The sequence below is a fragment of the Paraburkholderia phymatum genome (assembly GCF_038900715.1).
Taxonomy (GTDB): domain Bacteria; phylum Pseudomonadota; class Gammaproteobacteria; order Burkholderiales; family Burkholderiaceae; genus Paraburkholderia; species Paraburkholderia phymatum_A.
In genome coordinates, this window is sequence record NZ_JAYMRZ010000039.1 from 14,917 (window position 1) to 37,396 (window position 22,480).

Genomic DNA, 22,480 nt, shown 5'->3' on the forward strand with positions numbered 1-22,480 from the left:
AACGTTCAGTTGAGGGCTTCACCTGTGCGGTCGCGCAGCCAGATGACTGGCACGAGCGAGATTGCGCAAGCCGCAGCGACGTACCACGCCGGCGCGAGCACATTGCCGGTGCGCTCCACGAGCCAGCTGGCGATGAACGGGGAGAAGCCGCCGAAGAACGAGGCGCTCACGACATAGGTCAGGGCGATGCCCGTCGCGCGCACGTGCTTGGGGAAAAGTTCGGGGATCATCACGAGCACCGGCACAATTTGTCCCGCGACGAAGACCGAAAGGAATGCGGACACGGCGCACAGCAGGGCCATCGACGGCTGCGCGGACAGCCACGCAAACGCGGGATAGATGCTCAGCAACAGGACCACGCGCGACGCCACGAGCACGCGCTTGCGGCTGTAGCGATCCGCGAGCTTTCCCGCGACGGGCGCGGCGGCGAACAGCGCAAGTGAACTGATCAAACCCGCGACGACCGATGCCGTCGATGAAAGATGCAGCGTGCGCACCGCATGGCTCGGAAGGAAGAACGCCGTGATGTACACCGAAACCGAGCCGCCGAGTTCAGCGAACGTGCCGAGGATGGTCAGCTTGAGGTGCGTAGTGAGCGCCGCCTTGAATGCGCCGCTTCGAGGCGTGCGGCCCGACGATGCGTCGCTCAGCGTTTCTTCGAGGCGTCGGCGGATCAACATGCCGACGGGGGCCGCGACGATTCCCAACACGAAAGGAACGCGCCAGCCCCACGCGAGCACGGCTTCCTTTGGTAGCAGTAGGTTGACGAGCGTCGCGACAGCCGCGCCCAACGCAACACCGAGCGCGGTGGCCGAAAAATTCCAGCTTGCGAAGAAGGCGCGTGTCGAATCGGATGCATATTCGACGAGTAGCGTCGTACCCGGGCCGAACTCGCCGCCTGCCGCGAAGCCCTGTATCAATCGCGCAGCGAGCACGATGAACGGCGCCGCCATACCCGCGACCGCATAGGTCGGCGCGCAGGCGATCAGTGCGCAGCTGAGCGCCATCAACATGATGGTCAGCACCATCGCCTTCTTGCGTCCCGCGCGATCCGCATAAGCGCCGATGATGATGCCGCCCAGCGGTCGCACGACGAAGCCCACGCCGAAGACGCCGATCGACAGCAGGAACTGGTTCACCGGCGACGCGGAAGGGAAGAACAGTTGTCCGATCTGGATCGCGAAGAAGCTGTAAATCGTGAAGTCGTAGAACTCCAGCGCCGTACCCAGCGTCGTCGCGGCGATAACCTGTGTTTTCGAGAGACCTGCCTTTTCCAGTGCAAGCGTTGACACGGCGACGGCTCCTTCGGGATAGGTCTCGATGTGAGTTATCATATACGAGAAAAAATCAGTTCTCGTATACGACAAAACCCTCATACCCGATTCGAGCGTACCGGTCATGGCCAGATCCAATGGGCGACAGGCGTCCACCTCCGTCGAAAGCTCGTCGCAGATCGATCACAAGGCGGTCGGCGCACGCCTGCGCGATGCGCGCAAGGCGCATGGACTGACGCTGATGGAGTTGTCGGCGCGCTCCGGCATCGCCCTATCGACGATCTCGAAGGCGGAGCGGGGCGACATCGCGCTGACCTATGACAAATTCGCGGCGCTTGCCCGCGCACTGGAAGTCGGCTTCGACGAGCTGTTCGGGCGCGCGCAACGAGCTGCGGGCCATATCGTGCCGACCTTTACGGCAGCGGATCAGCAAATGGTCTACGACACGCCTAACTACGAGTACCACATGCTCGCCAACGAACTGACGGGCAAGCGGATGGTGCCTATGCGCGGACATGTGCGGGCGCGCAAGCTTTCCGATTTCCCGGACTATATTCGACACAGTGGCGAAGAGTTCGTGTTCTTGCTTCAGGGTTCACTTGAACTCAGGTTTGAGACTGGGGCAGTGTTCGAACTGAAACCCGGCGACAGTCTGTACTTCGACAGTTCTGTCGGACATGTGTATCTGAGCACCGGCAAGAATCCTGCGGAAGTGTTGGTGTGCTGCGTGGACACGGACGCCTATCGGCCCGCTGATGCGATGTGATCGCGGGTTGAATCGCGCTGACGCGGGGGCGGGGCGGCGGAACTTCGCGTTCAGGCCCGATGCACCTTCATATTACGATCAGATACTTGCGGTCTCCCGCTTGTGAAGCGTACCGGATCACTCCAACAGCGGCGACGGGAGGCGAAGCAGGGCAACGGCGTCGAAGCTTGCAGGAAGTGCCGGCATACCTTGTCTTCCATACTTTTGACGAGCCAACAAAGCGACTGGATGAGTACGTCCGGCCAAGAAGCGTCGTTGGTCTGATCGGCTACAACGACATTCAGACGGCGGCCTCCGCTCAACTATCGGTCGTTCGATCCCCCAGAATGGTTGTGACCCATGGACCTTTGCGCGCGTTTGAGGAATTCCACGCAGAGGTGCGGAATCTCCTCCACCTGGTGATGCGCCTCACCCGATCGACGAAAGGCCCCCGCGATCTGGACCCGTTGTCTGCGCCTTGCGTCCGGTCCGCGATCTGAGGCCTCCGTTATGTGGAAAATTGAAAGCCTGTCTCGGGTTTCGCCGTGTGAGCGGCTGGTTGGCATTAAACCAGCCAATGACCTGCACCTACCAGGGCCATGCATGGATCGTGCGTCGTCGGCTCGTGCGAAGCTAGTCGAAACGAACCTTCTGTCCCCGCCGCACGCCCCCAGATCTCCGTCGATGTCGACCGACTTGCTCTATCCCAGATTATCCATAGCCGCACCTCGACATCACGCGAATGCTTGTAACGTCCACCCGTTTCGAGTCTGAACGCGGTGTCTCACGAGGTTTATGCCACGCCTGATTGCATCCGCCGTCGCGTGCTTGTGAGTTTGCGAATAGCAGAGGCGTCGACCGACTTTCACCGTCTACCACCCGCGCACGACTTCGCGCGAGCTGCTGAAATGAGCTTCGACGCTCCTCTGCCAGCGACACAAAAAATCAATCTAAACGGCAAAAAAAGTAGTTTGCGTCGCAATCGCGGGCAAACCTACGATGCCTCCATGTGCTCAGTTGGCGGGACGGTACGTTCCGGTTCCCCACGCTAATCGCTCGAGATGCTGGCTAACTTTCCGCGCACTTAGATGCGGAAAGTCGGGCAGGCATTTGCGCGACACCACGACTGACAGTCCGCTTTAGCAATGAAGATCGATGGAGACAGAAATGAATACCACAGTATCCGACGTTATCGTGGAACGGTCGGTCCCGTTCACGCGCGAGCAGAAAAAAGCGATTGCCGCCGCGACTCTCGGCACTATCGTCGAGTTTGCCGACTGGATTATCTATGCAACGTTCGCGTCACTATTTTCGCGGCATTTCTTTCCGGCTCACAACGAGAAGATCTCGCTGCTCTCCGCTTTCGCGGTATTTGCGGTCGGATTCGTCATGCGGCCAATCGGTGGTGCGGTTCTCGGCGCCTATGCGGATCGTCACGGGCGAAAGAATGGTCTGACGCTTTCGGTTGCGTTGATGGCCGGCAGTTCTCTGGTCATTGCAGTTTGTCCCGGATACGCGACGGCCGGCGTGCTCGCGCCGGTGATTCTCGTTGTCGCACGGCTGGTGCAGGGCTTTGCAGCCGGTGGAGAATTCGGTTCCGCCTCCACCTTTCTCATCGAGTCGTCAGCCCCGTCACGGCGCGGATTCACTGGCTCCTGGCAGCACTTTGCGGTGAACGCCGGGGTGCTTGTCGCTGCGATGATCGGCTATGTGCTGACCTCCTGTATCAACGAACAAAGCATGGCAAATTGGGGATGGCGGCTGGCGTTCGCGATTGCTGGTCTGATGGGATTCGTCGCGCTGTGGGTGCGGCTTTCGGTTGCGGAGACCGAAGCGTTCAAAAAGACAGCGGTGAGTCATCAAGACCGCCGGCATCCGTTTTTTAAACTGATGGGCGAACATCGTCGGGCCGCGTTGCGCGTGATCGGCATCGCAATGGCAGGAAACCTGTCTGTTTATCTTTGGCTCGTCCTCTTTCCGACCTTCGCCCACATGCGGACTGGTTTGCCACTGCGCGACGGCTTCAGCGCCAGTGTCATTTCAATCGTGGTTTCCCTGTTCGCGATTCCATTTCTTGGAAAGCTCTCCGATCGAATTGGCCGCCGGCCTGTTCTGTTGGCATTCGCTGGCGGCTCCGCTGTGTTCGCATGGCCGAGTCTTCATTTCCTCGTTAACGATTTGTTGACGGACACGATCATCGTGACGATTGGCATGTTGCTCTCGTCGGGCTTCACTGCCACTTGCGCGGCAGTGATGGCCGAGCAGTTTCCCGCTGAGGTTCGCGCAACTGGCGTGGCCTTGCCTTACGCGGTCTCGGCGACACTTTTTGGCGGGACGCTTCCGTACATCGTGACCGCCATGTCGAACGCGGGTCTATCGGATTACATCTGGGTCTACATCGCACTCGTTTGCGCGGGTGGATTCTGCGTGTATATGGCAATGCCCGAAACGAAGGGGAAGGCGCTGGATGACGCGTGCTAATGCGGATGCCTCGAAAGAGCGCTTCCGCAACATTCTTGAAATTGATGGAGAGAGAAATGCGTAAGGTGGTTATTGGCGGTATCGGTATGACGCAGTTTGGCAAATTTATCGAACGCAATTTGAAGTCACTGTCGGAGGAAGCGGTCGGACTCGCGCTCAAAGACGCTCGCGTAACGGTCAACGATGTAGGGCGTGTCTTTTTCGGCAACGCGGCAGCGGGCGTTGTGACCGGCCAGGAGATGATTCGCGCGCAATCGTCGCTTCGCAATACCGGGCTCGACGGCAAGCCGATGTATAACGTCGAGAATGCGTGTGCGTCCGGCAGTTCGGCGCTTAATCTGGCATGGCTCTCAGTCGCCTCCGGACAATCGGAGACCGCGCTGGTGGTCGGTACCGAAAAACTGATACACGAAGATAAGTCCGTCTCATTCGGTGCATTTGCGAAGGCCGTCGATCTCGAGGAACCGCTGCCCGATGGCGTGACGACCGGTACCGGGTCGCTCTTCATGGATATTTATGCCGCCAAGGCGCGCAAATGGATGGAAAGGACCGGCGCGGAAGCGAGCGATTTTGCGCGGGTCGTGGTGAAGAGCCGTCGCGCCGGCTCCGTTAATCCGCTTGCGCAATTTCGCAAGGAAACGACGATCGAGGAAGTCCTGCAGAGTCGGATGGTCAGCGATCCACTCACTCTATTCATGTGCTCATCCATTGGCGATGGAGCAGCCGCGCTCTTCATCTGTTCGGAAGATTATGCGAAAAAGCACGATATTCATCCGGTGTACATTCGCGCAAGTTCGATCGTATCCGCGAAAGCAGATGGGTCCGGCGAGCTGGTTGCGGTGCGCGCGGCGAGAGCCGCATACGAACAGGCGGGCATAGGGCCGTCGGACGTTCACGTAGTCGAACTTCACGACGCGTCGGCGCCGGCCGAACTGATTCACTATGAAAACCTCGGCCTTTGCGCACCGGGAGATGCAGCAAAACTGGTCCGCTCAGGGGACACCGATATCGGTGGCCGCATCTCGGTCAACCCGAGCGGTGGCCTTCTTTCGCGCGGTCACCCGGTCGGGGCGACAGGAGTCGCGCAAATTGTCGAACTAACCCAACAACTTCGCGGAACGGCGGGCGCTCGCCAACGCCCCGGTGCGAAAGTGGCACTCGCCGAGAATAATGGTGGTCAACTTGCGGGTGACTCGGCCGTCGCTCTCGTCACGATCCTCTCGGCTTGATCGCGCGACCTGCCGCGCGGCGGGCAGACTAGCTCTGCCCGCCACCAAACGAGAGAAGCCACTCGCGGAAAGCAGCAAATTCGCGCGACGAAGTGCGGCTCTTCGGATAAACAAGGTAGTACGTAAACGCACCCTCATCGAGAACAAAAGAGAACGGCATCACGAGGCGGCCGGAATCCAGATCTTCTGTTATCAGCACACGCTGCGCTATTGCGACACCATGCCCTTGCGTGGCCGCGAAATACGCGAGGATCGAACTCTCATAGCTCAGGCCGGCGAGTGGATTGACGCCTTTTACGCCTGCGGCATCGAGCCACTTAGCCCAATCTTCCCGGCGGGCGAGCGAGTGAAGCAAAGGCACCCCACGCAACGCTTCCGGGGTGGCATCCGTCAGATCCGGATGATCGCGCAAGAATTCCGGGCTGCACACAGGGACGAGCTCGTTAGGCACGAGCCGATCAAAGCCGATATCCGATGACGGCGCGTGAGACAGCCGTATTGCAGCGTCGACATCATCGGTGTTGAAATCAACCGGGTGAAGCGACGTCGTCAGAATCACTTCGATATCCGGATGCTGAAGGTGAAATGACGAAAGACGCGGGATGAGCCAATTCCTTGAAAACGTCGTATATGCGCGGATCTTCAGGTGTCTCGTGCGTCGGCTTTCGGTCAGATTGACGGTCGCGGTGCGCATCGCGTCGAACGCACGACCGATGTCCGCCAGATAACGCTCGCCCATCGGCGTCAACGTTATTGACCTGTGTCCGCGATCAAACAGCGTCACGTCGAGCTGATCTTCGAGTAGCTTGATGTGGCGGCTAACAGCGGCGGGCGTGACATGCAATTCCTCCGCGGCCAGTTGGACGCTGAGGAGTCGGCCCGCAGCTTCGAAAGCTCGCAGAGCATTGAGAGATGGGAGCGTTCGCATCGCGAAATATTAGCATGTGCGCACGGCGGCGGATCTGCCAGAATCTGCGTCATGTGGCTGCCAGAAACGCCTACGTGGCGCAGGAAGGAAGTAGGGCGAAGAACCGCACACAGCGAGGCGGATCTTTCGTGCCGAGTGCGGAAGAACCTGTGATCGTCGCCCCGAACTCTGGGTGTGTCGGGCCGATTTTCTGGCCGGCCGCCCGTTGTAATTTCATTCTTACGCGGCGAGCGCGGGCGAAGCGGGTGCATCACCTTGAGTGGGTCGTTGAACCCGGCCCCCCGAACGTCGAGCGTTCAGCGAAGACCTAGTCTCAAGCAGTGGACTTCTGCTGGGGAAGACTCCGGAATACTTCCAACGCGCTGCGCTCCACCCAGTTGTGTGTCAGCAGCCCGTCCTCATCAATCTGCAGGACTGCGGTTCCCGTCATGTCAATCGGCGACCAACATGGATCGGAGCCCATAAAGCCGTTGTTTTTACCTGTGACGCGCCATCGAGTCGCCACCCGGTCGCCCGTTTCGTTCTGGAACGTCTCGATGACATTGAATTCGAAGTCGTCGATGCTCGACAGGAATGCCGCCACCCACTGTTTGAACGTTTCGCGCGATCTGATATCGACACCGCCGGACGTTACCGTGAAGTCTTCTGAAACCAGATTATCCGCGGCGGCCGGATTACGTAACTGCCATACTTCACGCCAGAACGATTCGGCGATCTGCACTGAATTCTTCTTTGCCATTTTCAACTCTCCTGCGTGTTGGCACTATAGGTTTCGTCAGTCGAATCCTGCTGTCGAGTGCACTGCGCCATCACCGGTTCAGGGCGTCCAGGAACGGTACGAACCTTCGCTGGCGTGCGGGACAGCCGGTACGGTACTTTTATCAGCGGCCAGAATGTGCCATCGCTATCCCAGCCAACACTCAAGATATCCGCGAGGAAATCCGCGTCGTCCATCAGCTCGCTCATATGAACGACAGGCACGGACGCAATACCCATTGACTCGAGCTTTGCGATGAAGCGCTCACAAGTCATCGCTTCGTACGCAGCGCCCTGTGTATGGACACGAGCCAAGTCGAGCAGCTCCGCGTTTTTTGCGTCAGCCAGCACGTATCCGTCCGAGCAGGCAACGGCGGTGCCTTTCGAAACGGGATTGCCGGCAGCAAAAAGACAACTCCATGCCGCCACGTCCTGCATCGATATTTCGATGAACCTCCCGCTTCGTTCGGTTGGTGCGACGAGTTCGGCGACTATCGCAAACAAGGCTGCCTGACCGCCGAGAATGTCGGCTGCGGATGCGCCCGCTTTCACTGGAGAACCGTTACGGTCGCACGTGAGGTCCATGAGACCGCCCATTGCCTGGATAACCGTATCGAAAGCTGGCCGAGTCGGATAGGCAGACTCGATTCCGAATCCCGAGATCGAACAGTAGATCAGAGCAGGATTAATCTTCTTTAACGAAAGTCGATCGAGGCCAAGTTTGGCTAGCGCGCCAGGCCGAAGATTCTCCACGAGGACATCGCTCGTGGCGAGCAATGTTTCGAGGTAATGCAGGTGAGTTGCCTGCTTCAGGTCCAGCGCTATGCTCTTTTTGTCCGTGTTGTTGAGGGCAAAGAAATAGCTCAGCCCGTCTTGCCCCGGAGCCCAGTTTCTCGCAATTTCGCCTTCCAGCGGCTCGATCTTGATGACTTCAGCGCCAAGCGCCGCAAGATGTTTTCCGACCAGAGGTGCGGTCGTATATTGCCCGATCTCGATCACCCGGATGCCTGCCAATGCGCCGCCGGGACGGAGGTTCTGCCGAGCCTCGCATGCCCCGGCATGATCGGCGGCTCGCGCGCTCGACGCTCGCCGGCTTCCGATTGCATCAGCGCGAAACTCGCGGTCGTTCATCAGAGGGAAGGTGCGGAACGGCGCAACGGCCTGATAAGTGTGCTTGCCGATCTCGCCTGCTGAAATGTGTGCGGCGGCGACCGGATGCCGCAGCTTGAAATTCGGCTCTTCATGGAGCGACGAGATCGGTACGATCGGCCCCGCCGCCACGCCGATTTTTTCGCACACGGTGCAGCATTGATCGGTAGTCAACCTGGAAGACCAGGCGTCGATAAGCGGGTCGAGTGAATCGACGTTGCGTACTCGGTCATTCAAGGTCGCGAAGCGACTGTCGTCCAGTGCCGGTTGATCGATCGCGATCTTCAGCTTTCGCCACTGGTCTTCCGTGCTGGTGCAAATGAGGACCCAACCGTCGAGCGTTCGGTAGGCGTTCCACGGGGCGCAAGCCGGGTGCCGGTTCCCGACGCGTTCGACATTGCCGCGGGTGAACGCCTTCGGCAGGAAGGTGGTCAGTGCGTTGCTCGCGCAGGCGAACAGGGAAACGTCGATGTTCTGCACAAGTCCATGCGTACGACGGACTCGCGCTGCCGCCGCGATGGCCGTGGCAGCGTATAGCGCCGCGGAGACTTCGGTGAACGGGATACCGATATTGACCGGTTCGCCACTTTCGAAACCCGTCGTGCCCATGAGACCCGTGATCGCCTGGATTTGCGCATCCGTCCAGCGGCCATCCGAGCGCGCACTTTGAGGGGCCATCGCGGATATGTCGCAAACGATGAGCTTGCCGGATGCCTTCAAACTCGATATCTCCGCCGACGCTCTGACACTCGCTGTGTCGGTCGAGACGATTACCACGTCGTAGCCGAAGAACAATTGAAATGATTCGGGATCTGCAACATGCACCTGCGCGCCCGCTTGTCCAAGCAGACTTGCACTCAATTCAACCGCACTCCGTGAGCCCCACGCGAGAACTCGCATTTCGTCCAGCATTCCAGTCTCCCAAACGTCCTGCGCCAATCATTGACCCATGACGGAATTAATCGCGTGGTAGCAGATAACACCGCCTTCTGATTCAACGATACGGCGACCATCGAGGAGGTACAACCGACATTTCCTGCTGTCTGGATTGACTTTTGATGAATTGAACAATGAATGGTGGCGCGATGCGCGTGGACTCGATGCAGCGAAAGTCAATCGAAGTCCACGAAAAAGTGATTTGTCGTTCAAACAGCGAGGAAATAGCATCTATTGCAATCGGTCCTCCGCTCACATGAGGCTGCCTTCAAGCGCTTGCCGGCAGCCGGGACGGCCGTGTTCTTCTATTTCCTCTCGCGTGTACACACTATGAACTCATCTGAAACGGGTCGCGACGCCGAAGTCGCGGTCATCACGGGCGGTGCCAAAGGAATTGGCCTTGGTATTGCATCCGCGGTCGCGAAAACGGGTCGCCGGATCGTGCTGTTCGACCTGGATGCCGACAGCCTGGCGCAAGCCACGACTGATCTTTCACGCGCCGGTGCCGACGTCCTCGGCATCCCGGTCGACGTAACGAGCAGCGAATCGGTGAACCGGGCGGTCGATGCGGTCGCCGAACGGCTGGGCCGCCTGGATGTTCTGGTGAACAACGCCGGCATCGTGAAGGACAAACGCATCACCAGAATGAGCGACGATGAGTGGGACGCGGTCATCAACGTCAATCTGAAATCGCAGTTTCTGTGCTGCCGGGCGGCGTTGAAACACATGGTTCCGGCTGGCTATGGTCGCATCGTCAACATCTCGTCGCGCGCCTGGCTGGGTGGCGTGGGGCAATCGAATTACTCGGCGGCCAAAGGAGGTGTCGTCAGCCTGACGCGAAGTCTGGCGCTCGAATGGGCGAGTGCTGGCATTACGGTGAACGCCGTCGCACCGGGCATCGTCGACACGCCACTGTTTCGCAAGTTCGACGTGGAACTGCAGGAACGCCTGAAGAAATCGGTGCCCGTCCAGCGTATTGGAACCCCCGACGATATCGCGCAAGCGGTTCTGTTTTTCGCGCAAACGGAGTCGTCCTACATCACGGGACAGACGTTATATGTGTGCGGCGGGCGATCGCTGTCCTCGCCGAGCGTTTAAGGAATAACGCCATGACCATCCATTACTCGGTAACGCGTCAAATCGCAACGGTTACTTTGGACCGTCCGGAAGCACTCAACGCACTCGATCTGCAGAGCCTCAAAGAATTGCGTGCGGCTCTGGCGGAGGCTCGGGATGACGAGGAAGTCCGCGTCATCATCCTGACCGGCGCCGGGCAGAGGTCATTCTGCGTAGGGGCGGACCTGAAAAACACGCTGCCGCCGTCCATCAACTTCAGTTCGTCGTTCGTCAAATCGATCGATCGTGCCGGTGATGAAGGCATCTATATCCGTCTGATCGAACTTGGTTCGCTGCGAATTTTCAAGCCGATGATTGCCGCCATCAACGGCTACTGCCTGGGCGGAGGCCTCGAACTCGCCCTTCAGTGCGATTTGCGTATTGCCGCCACCAACGCTGTGCTAGGCCTGCCGGAAGCTGTGGTGGGCAGCATTCCGGCGGTCGGTGGCATTCAGGCGCTTCAGAAAGCGGTTCCGTCCGCCGTTGCAATGAAGATGCTGTTGACAGGTGGCAAGGTCGACGCAGCCTACGCGGAACGTGTCGGGCTGGTGTCGGACGTGGTCGAGCCTGATGCGCTGATGAATAAAGCCGTCGAGCTGGCGACGGTGATCGCCGGTAATGGGCCGCTCGCTGTCCAGATGATCAAGAAGGTTGCCGAAACCAGTAGCAATGTGCCACTGACGCGGGCTCTCGAGTTCACCGAGCTGGCGTGGGGCGCAATGCGCGAGTCAGAAGACCGCATCGAAGGGCGCAGGGCATTCGCGGAAAAGCGCAAGCCGCAGTACAAGGGGCGATAAAACCCGGCCGGTGTCAGGCGGTGTTCAAGGCCAGTGCGGACGCGGAGCGTCACGACTGGCCTTTTACACCTGAGAATGAAGACGTATTGCTCTCTACGAGCGCGGCAAGTTCAAGAATGACTGCGCGAGCGCTCAGAAGAAACTGATTGCCATGGGGCCTGCCGTTGCGAAGTTCGGCATCGGCTACGATCAGTCGCTGATGCCACGATTGCAGTTCGAGACTGTGCAGCTCCATCAGCAAGTCGTCGATCGATTGTCTGGCGTTCAACGGAAGCGAGTCCTCGCGCGAGGCCTCCATCAACTTGAGAAGCCCAGCGCCAACCTCTATCCAGCCCATGCATTCGTCCGACTCCCTGATGGACGCGACGGGCAACGCGTGCCGCACCAGCGTATCGATGCTTCGGCATTGCCACGCACGGCGCGTGTCAGCGGTCTGCTGTTCAACGGGTGACGCGATCAAGGATCTGACTGCGCGAGCTATCCACTGGAGACGCTGAGTGCGCCACCGCTGCTCACGGCTGCGCGACGGGGCAACATGGAATGCAAGCACGGCCAGTGCGGAGCCTGCGAGTACACCGAGCGCGTGCTGGCCTATCGCGACCGCCGGCGTATGAGCGATCGACTGAGGATCCGACACGACGAGAAACACCAGGCAAAAGCCCGACGCCCAAAAAGTGTTCGCAAGCAAAGACGCGACAATCATCGCAAGCAGAACGACGCCGCCTTCTGCGAGCGAAACGGGCACCGCGTGAGAAAGGAGCGGCGGAGCCGCGAGGTAAAACAGCAACGCGGCGCCGGCCCCGACGGCGCCCGACGCAAGAAAATGACAGCCAGTATTTCGCGGGTCGGGTCGAACAGCGAAGAGGGACACGGTGATCGCCGCAAACGCGACGAACAGCGGTCCGCCTTGCCAGCCGGTTTCGATCCAGACGGCGCCGGCGACCAGCAATGCGAATCCGGCGCGCAGCGCCGCCGCGATCGCGCAGCCATGGTCAAATGTGTAGACCGGGATGGGATAGGTATCTGTATCGCCATATTCCCGTTCCCCTGCCAACGTCGCATAGGCTGTCAGTGCGGCTTGCGTTGCGCCGAGGAGTGACGATGCGAGATCGATGCGCCGACGTTCAACCGCATGTCGCGCCGGAATGGATGCGAACTTGCGACGCAAGGTATCGGCCTGATGCCGAAAGCCCTGCAACTTTTCGATGGCGGGCGTTTGATCGTCGCGCAGTGCGTCAGCGATGGACTTGAGCAATGCGGAAGTTTTGGCGACGGAGGCACCGACCTCTTCGCTTATCGGATCATTTTTTGCCGCGGCCTCTCCAAAGTTCCGCTCGACGCTTCTCGACACGACGAGCAGATCGAGCAGCGCCGGCACGATCTTGTGTAACCGGCTGGTACTCGCCCACAGCGAGGGCGACTCGGCGACTGCACTCTGAACGGCGCCGTCAAGCGCCAGGATGTCGGTCAATTGGATGCGCAGCCGTTGCGGACCGCTGCCGTCGGCGGAGCGAGGCCGCGGCAAGCCGGCAAGCCGGTCTGCGCTCCACGTGCATGCAGTAACAATCGCGCCGCGAATACGCTGGCTTGCATGTCCGCTTTGCACGTCACGCGACAAAAGAAGTACGAGCAAGCTGATGGCGATGCCGATGAAAATGCCGGCGCAACGATCTCGCCCCACGTCGAAAAGTGGACCGGCTTCGCCCGTAACGGACATCGCGATGATGACCGCGCTGTAGCCCGCCAGTACCGCTGCGTACGCGCGGTAGTGGCGCAGCGAGAAAGCGGCATACACGGACGCCGCGAGCCATACTGCCAGCAGCGCGACGAGCAACGGCTCGCTGCCGTGCGCCGCGAAAGCAAGCAGAACGCCGACCGGCGCGCCAATGGCGGTGCCGATCACCCGGTTGAGCGACTTGACCAGACCGTCGCCGCGTGTGGGAAGCCCGACGGAGACCGCGGTCCATGCGGCCCAATGGGGCTCATGCAGACCAAGGAGCAGCGAGCAGAGTAACGCGAGCGTTGCGGCCAGAGCCGCGCGGCCCGCGAACATCACGAGGTTATGGGAGGGTATCCACTTCGAACGCATTGCCTTCAATCCCTTCAGTTCCTGTAGGCGCTGGTTTGGAGACTTGTGCAGCCGGTGTCCTGCGAGGACGATCGTTTGCGTATGGCTACGCCGGCGGTCGTCCTCGCTGCACAGCCCCCTCAGCTCAGTACGAATGGGTTTTCGACACCCGGGGTGGGGTTGATGAACACACTTTTGGCTTCGAGATATTCGTAAATCGCGCGAATGCCATTCTCGCGGCCGATTCCCGATGCTTTCACGCCGCCAAACGGCGCCAGGTAGCTGACGAGGCGATACGCATTGACCCAGACGGTGCCGGCTTCGAGCTGCTTCGGCACCGTCATCGCGCGGCGAAGATCGCGCGTCCAGACGCCGGCCGCCAGACCATAGTTGCTGTCGTTGGCAATCGCGATCGCTTCTTCTTCGGTATCGAACCTGATCACTGCCACGACCGGTCCGAATACCTCTTCCTGAGCGATACGCATGTCGTTGCGAACATCGACGAAAATGGTCGGTTCGACGAACAGCCCTTTCTCGGTGCCCGACCGTGTGGAACGTGCGCCGCCCAGAACGAGACGCGCGCCTTCCTGTTTGGCCACGTCGATGTAATACAGCGTCTTTTCGAGTTGCGGCTGGGTCGACACAGGGCCCATGTTCGTCTCCGGCGACATCGGGTCGCCCAGTCGCACGTCCCGCATGAATTTCACGAGCCGCTCGACGAACTCGTCATGGATGCTGGAATGCACGAGCAGGCGCGAGCCGGCCATGCAGCTCTGGCCGGTTGCCGAGAAGATGCCGGTCACCGCGCCTTTCACCGCATCGTCGAGGTTCGCATCCTCGAACACGATATTGGCCGACTTGCCGCCCAGCTCCAGTGAAACGCGCTTGAACGAACGTGCAGCGTTCTCGTACACATGGCGGCCACCACCCTCGCTGCCAGTGAACGCGACGCGTGCGACCAGTGGATGAGCGACGAGCGGTTCACCCACTTCCTTGCCGAAGCCGGTCACGATATTGACGACGCCGTCCGGCACGCCGGCCTCCTCACACAGCTTCGCGAATAAAACCGAGGACGCAGACGAGAACTCGGACGGCTTGATGACGACCGTGTTGCCAGCTGCGAGCGCCGGCGCGATTTTCCATACCGCGAGCAGCAGCGGGGAATTCCACGGCGCGATGGTTGCCACTACGCCGAGCGGTTCAAGCGTGCTGTAGTGAAAAATCCCCGGCTTGTCGATCGGTGTGACGTCGCCTTGAATCTTGTCGGCGAGGCCGCCGTAGTAGTAGAACCATTGCGGCAGATATTGCATCTGCTTGAGCATTTCGGCTTTCAGCTTGCCGTTATCCTTCACTTCCATGTCGGCCAGCTCCTCGGCATGCGCGGCGATAGCATCGCCGATCTTGTGAAGTACCATGCCGCGCTGGCTCGCTGTCATGCTTGCCCATGGGCCGTGCCTGAACGCTGCGTGCGCGGCACGCACTGCCGCGTCGACATCTTCTGCCGTGCCGCGCGGCAGCTCCGCCCAGATTTCCCCGTTGTACGGGTTATGACTTTCGAAAGTCCGACCGTCACTTGCACCGCGCCACTCGCTGCCGATGCGCATCTTGAACTGTTCCATCTCGTTACTCCTTGGCTGTTGCGTTGAGTTCATCGCCGTTGCGCTGAACGGCGCGGCGGAACTCTCCATTGCTGCACGCCGCATGCGAAGGAATTCGCATGCTGGCGTGACGCGTCGTTCATTGACCGAAATACACGCGCTCCCATGCCTGCGGCGCGGCTACCGTGTGGCGTCCACTTTGGGTGTGGCCCGTAACGGCGCCCCCCACGGCGGATGCTCTGACGTTCGCGGCGGCTGCGTTAGGGGCTTGCAGCGCGGCCGCCGCGCGCAACTGAGCGGTGGGGTAGGTGGCATCAGGTGCGTCGAGTACACCCGCCTGGCGAGCCTCGGCCAGTTCCGCTCGCACTTGCGCTCGCGTTTTGCCATCGGTGGCCGTTTCGGCGAACACAGTGGACGATGCGATCAAACTCGCAATAACAACAGCCGGAATCAATACGCGTTTCATTTCATGCTCCTTGGAAGATCGAAGAGAAGACGTTCGACGGCGAGGCGGAGAATCTACGATCTGTCTCGCGGTGTTCGTCGATCGGTGAGCTGATTATTCGCACCGCTCTGCTGTCTGCCAATTCCTGAAACGCGCGGATGGTCAATGAAAAAATGCACAAGCTGTGGTGCTGTGACGCTGGCGTCAGCCGTCGCTGGGAAAGCAGCTGGCGATGAACTGCATGACGCTGCGGATGGCTGGCGCGTGCCGCAGATCGTTGTGGATCGACAGCCATACTTCACGCATCAAAGGTTCACCGGTGCTCTCGATGACGCTGAGTCCGTCGTCCCAATCGCCGAGAAAGTAAGGCAGCGCGGCCACGCCGACGCCAGCGCGCGCTGCCGCGACCTGCACGTCGAGACTGTTGCTGCGAAATACGACCGGGCGCGAATTGGCCTGAGTGTCCAGCCATATCTGTTGGACGGTTCCGTCCATGCTGTCGTCGTATCCGATGAACTCGTAGTCTTCCGCCGCATGGGATGCCAGGTATGCGGGCGACGCATAGAGTGCAAACGGAACGACAGCGATCTTGCGAGCGACGAGGTCGGCTTCCGTCGGCCGGCTCAAGCGCACCGCGATATCGGCTTCGCGGCGTATTAGCGAAGCGTTGCGCACGTCGGCGATCAGCCGTACGTGCACCGCCGGATGCTGCGCGCGCAGTTTGCCGAGATGCGGCGCGATAACGCTGCTCGCCATCGAAGGCGGTGCGCTGATCACCACATCGCCGGAAACGACTTCCTGTCCGGCAATCGACATCCGCTCGACAGCAAACGACTCTTCTTGCATCCGCGTGCCGCGTTCGGCGATCCGCTCGCCGTCTATGGTCAGAACATACGCGCGCGGACGGCGGTCCACCAGCTTCAGTTCAAGGGCCTGCTCGAGCGAAGCGATTCTCCGCGCGACCGTCGCGTGATCGACCTTCAATCGACGCGCCGCTTTCGCGAGAGATTCTTCCTGACTGAACGTCACGAAATAACGCAAATCCTCCCAGTCGAACATGGATGCTCTCCCTTTTCTGTCCTGATCGTCCGAATCTCGAGGTGACGTTGCCAGACAGAGATATTAGAAGCGGAGTGAACCAACCTCAATCAACTATTTGTGCGCGCACGATTGACTTTAGATGCGAGGCGGCGGATGCGCGCCGGCTTGTGCATTGCTGCGCCCGCAGCCAGCATGTTTGGGGAATTGGACAGACCGCGCAGGCGAGCAAGACTAGCGAAACGGATCGACGCACCGGAATGCGAGGACGAATTTCGAGCGGACACGGGTCGTTGGATCCCTTCCTATCCGTCAGGGAGCCTGACATGAAGCACACTCTGATCGCCGCCAGCGCCGCCGCCGGCCCCTTCCTGTTGAGCACAGCCGCGCGCATCGAGCGCGGCAGCATCGATTTCAGTCATTGAGCGAGGACATCATGAGCAAGAAAACACTGGTCATCCTCGCCCATCCGGACCTTGCCGGGTCGCAGATCAATGCGGCGTGGCGCGCGAGGCTCGAGGAGGCCGCGACATCGGTTGTGATCCGGAATATCTATGAGCTGTACCCTGACTGGAACATCGACGTCGCCGCGGAGCAGGCGCTTCTCGAGAGCCACGAGCGGATCTTTCTTCAGTTCCCGCTGTACTGGTACAGCACGCCACCGCTGCTGAAGAAATGGCTCGACGACGTCCTCGCTTATGGCTGGGCGTATGGCCCTGGTGGAAACCTGCTGGCGCATAAAGAAATCGGGTTGGTCGTATCGACTGGCAGTCCCGAGGCCGCTTACCGGGCAGATGGCCGTCTGGGCCACACACTCGCCGAGTTGCTTCGTCCGCTAGAACAAACAGCGCGTTTCGTTGGCGCGCGCTATTTGCCGGTTTTCGCGTTACAAGGCGCGAATCACATTATCCCTGCGGAGCAATTGCGCCGTAACGCGAACGACTATGTCGAACACATCGCGGCGCCGCACGATAAGCCGCGATGATTTTCGCAATGAGTTTTAAGGCAGGCGCCTGGTGGGGGACAATGTCCCGGGAGCGCCGGCTCGAAGTGTGACCACTGTGGCCGGACGGTTCCGGACGGTCTGGGGAAATCGGCGGCACGAGCATACACGCCGAATCTTTGCAATTACGAGTGCGACGGCAAATCGAGGGCTGCTTGATGCCATCGAGGGCGACAATGTTGCACCATTCCCCAGCGCTCATCGAACTTCAAGCTCTAGCCCACGGCGGTGACGCGCGCCGCCGAACGTTATTTGGCGAAAAAGGCGAAGAAAAAGCCCCGCACTAGGCGGGGCTTCGTTTGCTGGCGCCAGCCGGAAGGGTTTCCCGGCCTTCGCAATTCATCGCGGGCGCGCGCAGCTTCCAGCGATTCAGTCGGCGGCGGATCGTCTATGCCTGGGCAACTGCTTGATTGGCATCGTTAAGTTTGGCTGGGCTGAATGACCGGACCGGACCCGGGACCGGCCGTCGCTGCCGTCTCCGGACGAGTGACAGCTTGGGGTCTATTTCGTTGAAAAACTGCGCTTTCGCGCGCGGGCGCGGTGATTTTTGGTTATGCAATCGACGCGCTCAGCGCTCTTTCCGATCGCGCTGCTTCTGCGCATCGCTTCGCGATGCGTATCAAGCGGCCACTGCCATCATTTTTTCGTGCTTTGGCATCAACCGCTTCGCCATTCGCCTCAGATTCTGCGCAGTTGCAGCCGGCAAGAACTCGTCACGGGCACCTGACGGACCTCGCAGTCGGAGACGATTCAGGTTCATGACGCGTTTGAGGTGAGCAAACAGGATCTCAACCTTCTTGCGGTCTTGCGTGACTGCCTGTATGCCGGTGTTTTCGCAATAGCCCTTGCCTTATCGCGCGCTGATTCGTGGACGCTTCGGGTTATCTTTCGTATTGGCGTGTTCGGACAGCATTGATCTTTCAATGAACATCCAGCGCAGCCCAACTGGCTTGATCGATAGACGACCGTGTTGGCCTTGGTGATGTGCGTTCGCGGATTCTTGAATGGACGCCGTTCGCTGCGCAATGCATGGCCAGCCGGGCAGCGATACTCATTGCTTTGCCCGAGCCACTGGAAATCGCTGTTCGCGAAGGTTTCGTCGCTACGCGCTCCTTTCTCCAACACTGGGACATGCGGCTCGATCGCCTTGTCATTGATCATCCAGGCAAGCATCGATGCAGTGCCATATGCGGTGTCACCCACCAGACGATGTGGCTTGAGACGAAAACGCTGCTCGACCCTATCAATCATGGTCCTGGTCGAGTCCACTTCCTGTGTGCGGTATGCGGGAGTGGCCTCGACATCGACGATGATTTCTGCCTGCAGAACAATCAGGTAGTTGGTCGAGTAGGCAAAGAACGCTGGGCCACCGGGTGCAGCTGTCCAACGTGCAGCAGGATCGGTTAGCGAAATGTTCTTTGGTGGCGTAACGGGTTCCTGCGATGGCTCCATGGCTTGGGCGTCAGTGTCGTTCGCGTCGAGCGTCGCCAGATACTCACGCACTGCGCGGCTGGGCCCTTCGCCACGACTCCAGTCGATCGCTTCAGTCCCGGCGATGCCTCGAGTGCGATTGGCGTCGGCTTTGATGACACTGGCATCGATCGCGAACCCTTCACCACCTATGAGGCCTTCGCTCATGCAGCGGCGTAAAACTGACTCGAATACATGGCGCAGCATATCGCTGTCGCGAAACCGGCCATGACGATTCTTTGAAAACGTTGAGTGATTGGGAACCGTATCCTCAAGGCCGAGGCGGCAAAACCAGCGATAAGCCAGGTTCAGATGGACTTCCTCACACAGGCGTCGTTCGGAGCGGATGCCGAAGCAGTAGCCGACGATCAGCATGCGAATCATCAACTCTGGATCGATCGAAGGGCGTCCCGTATGACTGTAAAACGACGCCATGTGCTGACGGAGGTCTCCGGCATCGAAGAACTGATCAATACCGCGTAACAGATGGCCCTTCGGAACATGTCGTCAAGCTTGAACGCGTAAAACAGCTGCTCCTGATCGCCGCTTCGCTGACCCATCATGACGATGCACTCCCATCGATTGATGGATTCCAGGATAGCCAAGAACCGGGCTCTCAGGGGAGTTTTTCAACGAAATAGGTCGGTTTGGTGCGTTCGCCGTCTGCACGGATTGGAAGAGGCGACGAATGCGTACAGTCGGCCATGAAGGGTCGTTGTCCGTCGTGTCACCCGGACATTCGGATGGCGGCTCACTCCATCGAACGGCCATTATGAAGATTGCTTGATAGAGCACTACTCCCGTCGGCCAAGACTGCCGATAATTGGCCCGTATTGAACCAGTCCACGAAAAATCGACTACGCGCTGACCTCGAGGGGGCTACACACCTACCAGCGCGGCGTCATGTTCACCTGCTGAATGACCACGGCGGCCATTCAACAACCCTCAAAGAGCCTGGACAGTCGCGCAGGCATCGACAAGAGGGGCCCCGTTCAGAGCCACGTGCCACCCTGCCGTTCGGTCGGCTCTTGAGCAAGCGCGTCGAAATCGTGAATCCAGCCGAGGTGATGCAGCAGGCTCTCGCGTTCGCGAAGGCGGGCGTTGCGCGCCTGCGCTTCGGGGCCATCCGGCAAATGCAACACGTCAGCCGTCGTTATCGACGCGTATTGCACCTTGCGCGTACGGCCCCGGCGCAGCCGCTCGTAGGCTTCCTGCGCTTCACGCCAGCGCCCCTGTCCCGCCTTGGCCAGTTGTGCGGCCAGCACTACGGCATCTTCGATCGACTGATTGGCGCCCTGGCCATGATGCGGCACGAGCGCATGCGCAGCATCGCCGATGAGCGTCACGCGGCCCTTGCTCCAGCGTCCAAGCGGCGGACGATGGAACAGGCCCCAGCGCTGGCTGATAGGCACGGCCGTTATCATCTGCACCACGGCGGGATGCCACGCCTTGAACAGGCGTAACTGCTCGCCCTCGCTCGCCGGCGTAACCCAGTCGCGTGACGGCCACGGCGAGGGATGACGCTCGACGAGGAGAAAGTTCTGGTCGCCTTTGTCGCCGATTGGATAGTGGAGCAGATGACCCTGTGGTCCGACCCAGAACTGGATGGCCTCGGGATCGGGCAACAGATCCATGCGTTCGGCCGGTACGACGCCACGAAAACCCGAGCAGCCCGAATACAGGGCGTCGTCGTAGCCGAGCATCCAGCGCCGCGTGATCGAGCGCGCTCCGTCCGCGCCGATCACCAGATCGGCGTCGATCTGCTGTCCATTGGAAAAACACAAACTGACACGATCCGGATGCTGCACGAGGTTGGTCAGCCGATGGCTGAGGTTGATGCGCTCGAGGCCGACCGCTTTCGACAGCACGGCCTGCAGGTCTGCACGATGTACGCCCCAATAGGATCCGCCGAACTGCTCGCGATAGCTCGGATCGCCGCGATGCTGTCCGATCACTTTGCCGCTGAGCCCGTCGCGATAGATCAGCGCGGGGATTTCGGCGCACACCGCGTCGAAGGCCGCGCGCAGTCCCATGCGTTCGTAAAATCGCGTCGCATTCGCCGACAACGCGACCGCCGCTCCGACCTCGCGCAGCTCGTCGGTCTGCTCGTACAGTTCCACGTCGATTCCGTGTTCCCACAGTGCGAGCGCGAGCGTGAGGCCGCCGATGCCAGCACCGACGATTGCGATCTTCAGATCCAGCTGTTCCATGGGTGTCTCCTGTATTCAGACTGTGTGTTTGAGTCGGCACGGAACGCATACCTTGCTGAAGCCGAATGCGCCGTCGTGTCCTGTCTGAATTCTCGGCACCCGTCGTCCATTTCACAATAAAATGGGGTGAATCTACATCATCACTGAAATCAATGAGTCCCGGGATACCCGCGTCATGAAGCTAGGTGAAGTCGATCTCAATCTCCTGCTGCTTTTTCAACGGTTAATGCAGGAGGGGCGGGTATCGACCGTGGCCGAGCAGATGAACATGAGCCAGCCCGGCGTCAGCAACGCGCTCGCCAAGCTGCGGCGACGGCTCGGTGACCCGCTGTTCGTGCGCGGGCCGGGCGGCGTCGTGCCCACGCCGTTCGCGTTGCGCCTCGCAGAGCCGGTTTCTCAGGCACTCGCGATCCTGCACAACGCACTCAATCCCGAGACCGGGTTCGATCCGCTGCATGTCACGCGCACGATAACGATCGGCATGACGGATATCGGCGAAGTCGTCTTTCTGCCAGCGCTTGTCGAACGGTTGTCGCGCGAGGCGCCCGGCATCGCGCTCAATACCGTTCGCGACACAAGCGTGAATCTGAGCAACGAGATGGCCGAAGGCCGGGTCGATCTCGCGATCGGCCTGCTCCCGCAGCTCAAGGGCGGCTTCTATCAGCGCCGCCTGTTCGATCAACGGTACGTTTGCCTGTTCAGGCGAGGCCATGCGCTCGAAGATGCGCCGCTCACGCTGGCGGCGTGGCGTGAAGCCGAGCATCTGGTCGTGATGTCCGCCGGAACCGGGCATGGCCAGGTGGATGACTGGCTGAAACGGCGCGGCGTGGAGCGCCGGGTGCGATTGACGGTGCCGCACTTCATGAGCGTCGGCTACATTCTGCAGCGCACCGATCTGATTGCCACGGTGCCGGAACGACTGGCCTTGCAGCTGGCCGCGCCGTTCTCACTGAGCATGTGCGCATTGCCCGCGACGCTGCCCGCCGCGCCGATCCACTTGCTGTGGCACGCGCGAGTCCATCAGGACGAAGGCAATCGCTGGCTGCGCGGAATGGTAATCGACCTGTTCGCGGACTCGGAGATGCCAAAGCGCAGAACGAAGTCCGTTAAAAAACCCTCGTAGTTCGAAACAGGAGATCAGATCGAGCGTCCTGATCGAGACGGTCGAACGAGCATATGGCTGGAACGGACATCATGAACTGCTGCTTACAGCGTCGTCGGGCCGACATTCCGAGGT

At 60.0% G+C, this 22,480-nt stretch carries 16 protein-coding genes and 1 pseudogene; 7 read left to right on the plus strand and 10 right to left on the minus strand.

Features of this window, described 5'->3' with window-relative positions; genetic code table 11:
* Positions 1-5 precede the first annotated feature (5 nt).
* Positions 6-1,292 (minus strand): MFS transporter, encoded by a 1,287-nt coding sequence (locus VSR68_RS39930; RefSeq protein ID WP_342944977.1) that lies wholly within the window; start codon positions 1,290-1,292, stop codon positions 6-8.
* A gap of 106 nt (positions 1,293-1,398) precedes the next feature.
* Between VSR68_RS39930 and VSR68_RS39935 the strand changes: the two genes are divergently transcribed.
* From VSR68_RS39935 to VSR68_RS39945, 3 genes are all read left to right on the plus strand, one after another.
* Positions 1,399-2,040, plus strand: coding sequence for an XRE family transcriptional regulator (locus VSR68_RS39935; RefSeq protein WP_342944978.1), 642 nt, complete (start codon positions 1,399-1,401; stop codon positions 2,038-2,040).
* Between the two features lie 1,146 nt (positions 2,041-3,186).
* Positions 3,187-4,500, plus strand: a complete 1,314-nt coding sequence (locus tag VSR68_RS39940) for an MFS transporter (protein ID WP_342944979.1) — start codon at positions 3,187-3,189, stop codon at positions 4,498-4,500.
* Between the two features lie 56 nt (positions 4,501-4,556).
* Positions 4,557-5,729, plus strand: coding sequence for a thiolase family protein (locus VSR68_RS39945; protein ID WP_342944980.1), 1,173 nt, complete (start codon positions 4,557-4,559; stop codon positions 5,727-5,729).
* A 28-nt stretch (positions 5,730-5,757) separates the two neighbouring features.
* Here the strand turns inward: VSR68_RS39945 and gcvA are convergent, their stop codons facing one another.
* The 3 genes from gcvA to VSR68_RS39960 form a co-directional block, all read right to left on the minus strand.
* Positions 5,758-6,657 carry a transcriptional regulator GcvA gene (gcvA, locus tag VSR68_RS39950; protein WP_342944981.1) on the minus strand — a complete coding sequence of 300 codons (900 nt, stop codon included), beginning with the start codon at positions 6,655-6,657 and terminating at the stop codon, positions 5,758-5,760.
* A 313-nt stretch (positions 6,658-6,970) separates the two neighbouring features.
* Positions 6,971-7,396 carry an ester cyclase gene (locus VSR68_RS39955; RefSeq protein WP_342944982.1) on the minus strand — a complete coding sequence of 142 codons (426 nt, stop codon included), beginning with the start codon at positions 7,394-7,396 and terminating at the stop codon, positions 6,971-6,973.
* Positions 7,397-7,398: 2 nt separating this feature from the next.
* A complete protein-coding gene (locus tag VSR68_RS39960) occupies positions 7,399-9,474 on the minus strand; it encodes a CoA transferase (protein WP_342944983.1) in 2,076 nt (691 codons plus the stop codon).
* A 354-nt stretch (positions 9,475-9,828) separates the two neighbouring features.
* On the opposite strand from VSR68_RS39960, the gene VSR68_RS39965 reads away from it, so the two are divergent.
* Entirely contained in the window at positions 9,829-10,596 is a 768-nt protein-coding gene (locus VSR68_RS39965; protein ID WP_342945005.1) for an SDR family NAD(P)-dependent oxidoreductase, read from the plus strand.
* A gap of 11 nt (positions 10,597-10,607) precedes the next feature.
* Positions 10,608-11,411: an enoyl-CoA hydratase/isomerase family protein gene (locus tag VSR68_RS39970; protein WP_342944984.1), complete on the plus strand. Its 804-nt coding sequence runs from the start codon at positions 10,608-10,610 to the stop codon at positions 11,409-11,411.
* 49 nt (positions 11,412-11,460) lie between these two features.
* Here the strand turns inward: VSR68_RS39970 and VSR68_RS39975 are convergent, their stop codons facing one another.
* From VSR68_RS39975 to VSR68_RS39990, 4 genes are all read right to left on the minus strand, one after another.
* Positions 11,461-13,500 carry an FUSC family protein gene (locus VSR68_RS39975; protein ID WP_342945006.1) on the minus strand — a complete coding sequence of 680 codons (2,040 nt, stop codon included), beginning with the start codon at positions 13,498-13,500 and terminating at the stop codon, positions 11,461-11,463.
* A 119-nt stretch (positions 13,501-13,619) separates the two neighbouring features.
* Positions 13,620-15,098 carry an aldehyde dehydrogenase gene (locus tag VSR68_RS39980; RefSeq protein WP_342944985.1) on the minus strand — a complete coding sequence of 493 codons (1,479 nt, stop codon included), beginning with the start codon at positions 15,096-15,098 and terminating at the stop codon, positions 13,620-13,622.
* Positions 15,099-15,216: 118 nt separating this feature from the next.
* Positions 15,217-15,543 carry a DUF4148 domain-containing protein gene (locus tag VSR68_RS39985; RefSeq protein WP_342944986.1) on the minus strand — a complete coding sequence of 109 codons (327 nt, stop codon included), beginning with the start codon at positions 15,541-15,543 and terminating at the stop codon, positions 15,217-15,219.
* Between the two features lie 183 nt (positions 15,544-15,726).
* Positions 15,727-16,581 carry a LysR family transcriptional regulator gene (locus tag VSR68_RS39990; RefSeq protein WP_342944987.1) on the minus strand — a complete coding sequence of 285 codons (855 nt, stop codon included), beginning with the start codon at positions 16,579-16,581 and terminating at the stop codon, positions 15,727-15,729.
* A 415-nt stretch (positions 16,582-16,996) separates the two neighbouring features.
* Between VSR68_RS39990 and VSR68_RS39995 the strand changes: the two genes are divergently transcribed.
* On the plus strand, positions 16,997-17,545 hold the full coding sequence (locus VSR68_RS39995; protein ID WP_342944988.1) for an NAD(P)H-dependent oxidoreductase: 549 nt from the start codon (positions 16,997-16,999) through the stop codon (positions 17,543-17,545).
* Between the two features lie 637 nt (positions 17,546-18,182).
* On the opposite strand, the pseudogene VSR68_RS40000 reads toward VSR68_RS39995, so the two are convergent.
* Positions 18,183-19,596, minus strand: a pseudogene (locus VSR68_RS40000) (IS1182 family transposase).
* Positions 19,597-20,025: 429 nt separating this feature from the next.
* Positions 20,026-21,243 (minus strand): FAD-dependent monooxygenase, encoded by a 1,218-nt coding sequence (locus tag VSR68_RS40005; RefSeq protein WP_342944989.1) that lies wholly within the window; start codon positions 21,241-21,243, stop codon positions 20,026-20,028.
* A 175-nt stretch (positions 21,244-21,418) separates the two neighbouring features.
* On the opposite strand from VSR68_RS40005, the gene VSR68_RS40010 reads away from it, so the two are divergent.
* On the plus strand, positions 21,419-22,366 hold the full coding sequence (locus VSR68_RS40010; protein WP_342944990.1) for a LysR family transcriptional regulator: 948 nt from the start codon (positions 21,419-21,421) through the stop codon (positions 22,364-22,366).
* The last annotated feature ends 114 nt before the right edge of the window (positions 22,367-22,480 follow it).

Coding starts and splice junctions, on each gene's coding strand:
- VSR68_RS39935 (WP_342944978.1), top strand. CDS start 1,399: ATGGCCAGATCCAATGGGCGACAGGCGTCCACCTCCGTCGAAAGCTCG.
- VSR68_RS39940 (WP_342944979.1), top strand. CDS start 3,187: ATGAATACCACAGTATCCGACGTTATCGTGGAACGGTCGGTCCCGTTC.
- VSR68_RS39945 (WP_342944980.1), top strand. CDS start 4,557: ATGCGTAAGGTGGTTATTGGCGGTATCGGTATGACGCAGTTTGGCAAA.
- gcvA (WP_342944981.1), bottom strand. CDS start 6,657: ATGCGAACGCTCCCATCTCTCAATGCTCTGCGAGCTTTCGAAGCTGCG.
- VSR68_RS39955 (WP_342944982.1), bottom strand. CDS start 7,396: ATGGCAAAGAAGAATTCAGTGCAGATCGCCGAATCGTTCTGGCGTGAA.
- VSR68_RS39960 (WP_342944983.1), bottom strand. CDS start 9,474: ATGCTGGACGAAATGCGAGTTCTCGCGTGGGGCTCACGGAGTGCGGTT.
- VSR68_RS39965 (WP_342945005.1), top strand. CDS start 9,829: ATGAACTCATCTGAAACGGGTCGCGACGCCGAAGTCGCGGTCATCACG.
- VSR68_RS39970 (WP_342944984.1), top strand. CDS start 10,608: ATGACCATCCATTACTCGGTAACGCGTCAAATCGCAACGGTTACTTTG.
- VSR68_RS39975 (WP_342945006.1), bottom strand. CDS start 13,500: ATGCGTTCGAAGTGGATACCCTCCCATAACCTCGTGATGTTCGCGGGC.
- VSR68_RS39980 (WP_342944985.1), bottom strand. CDS start 15,098: ATGGAACAGTTCAAGATGCGCATCGGCAGCGAGTGGCGCGGTGCAAGT.
- VSR68_RS39985 (WP_342944986.1), bottom strand. CDS start 15,543: ATGAAACGCGTATTGATTCCGGCTGTTGTTATTGCGAGTTTGATCGCA.
- VSR68_RS39990 (WP_342944987.1), bottom strand. CDS start 16,581: ATGTTCGACTGGGAGGATTTGCGTTATTTCGTGACGTTCAGTCAGGAA.
- VSR68_RS39995 (WP_342944988.1), top strand. CDS start 16,997: ATGAGCAAGAAAACACTGGTCATCCTCGCCCATCCGGACCTTGCCGGG.
- VSR68_RS40005 (WP_342944989.1), bottom strand. CDS start 21,243: ATGGAACAGCTGGATCTGAAGATCGCAATCGTCGGTGCTGGCATCGGC.
- VSR68_RS40010 (WP_342944990.1), top strand. CDS start 21,419: ATGAAGCTAGGTGAAGTCGATCTCAATCTCCTGCTGCTTTTTCAACGG.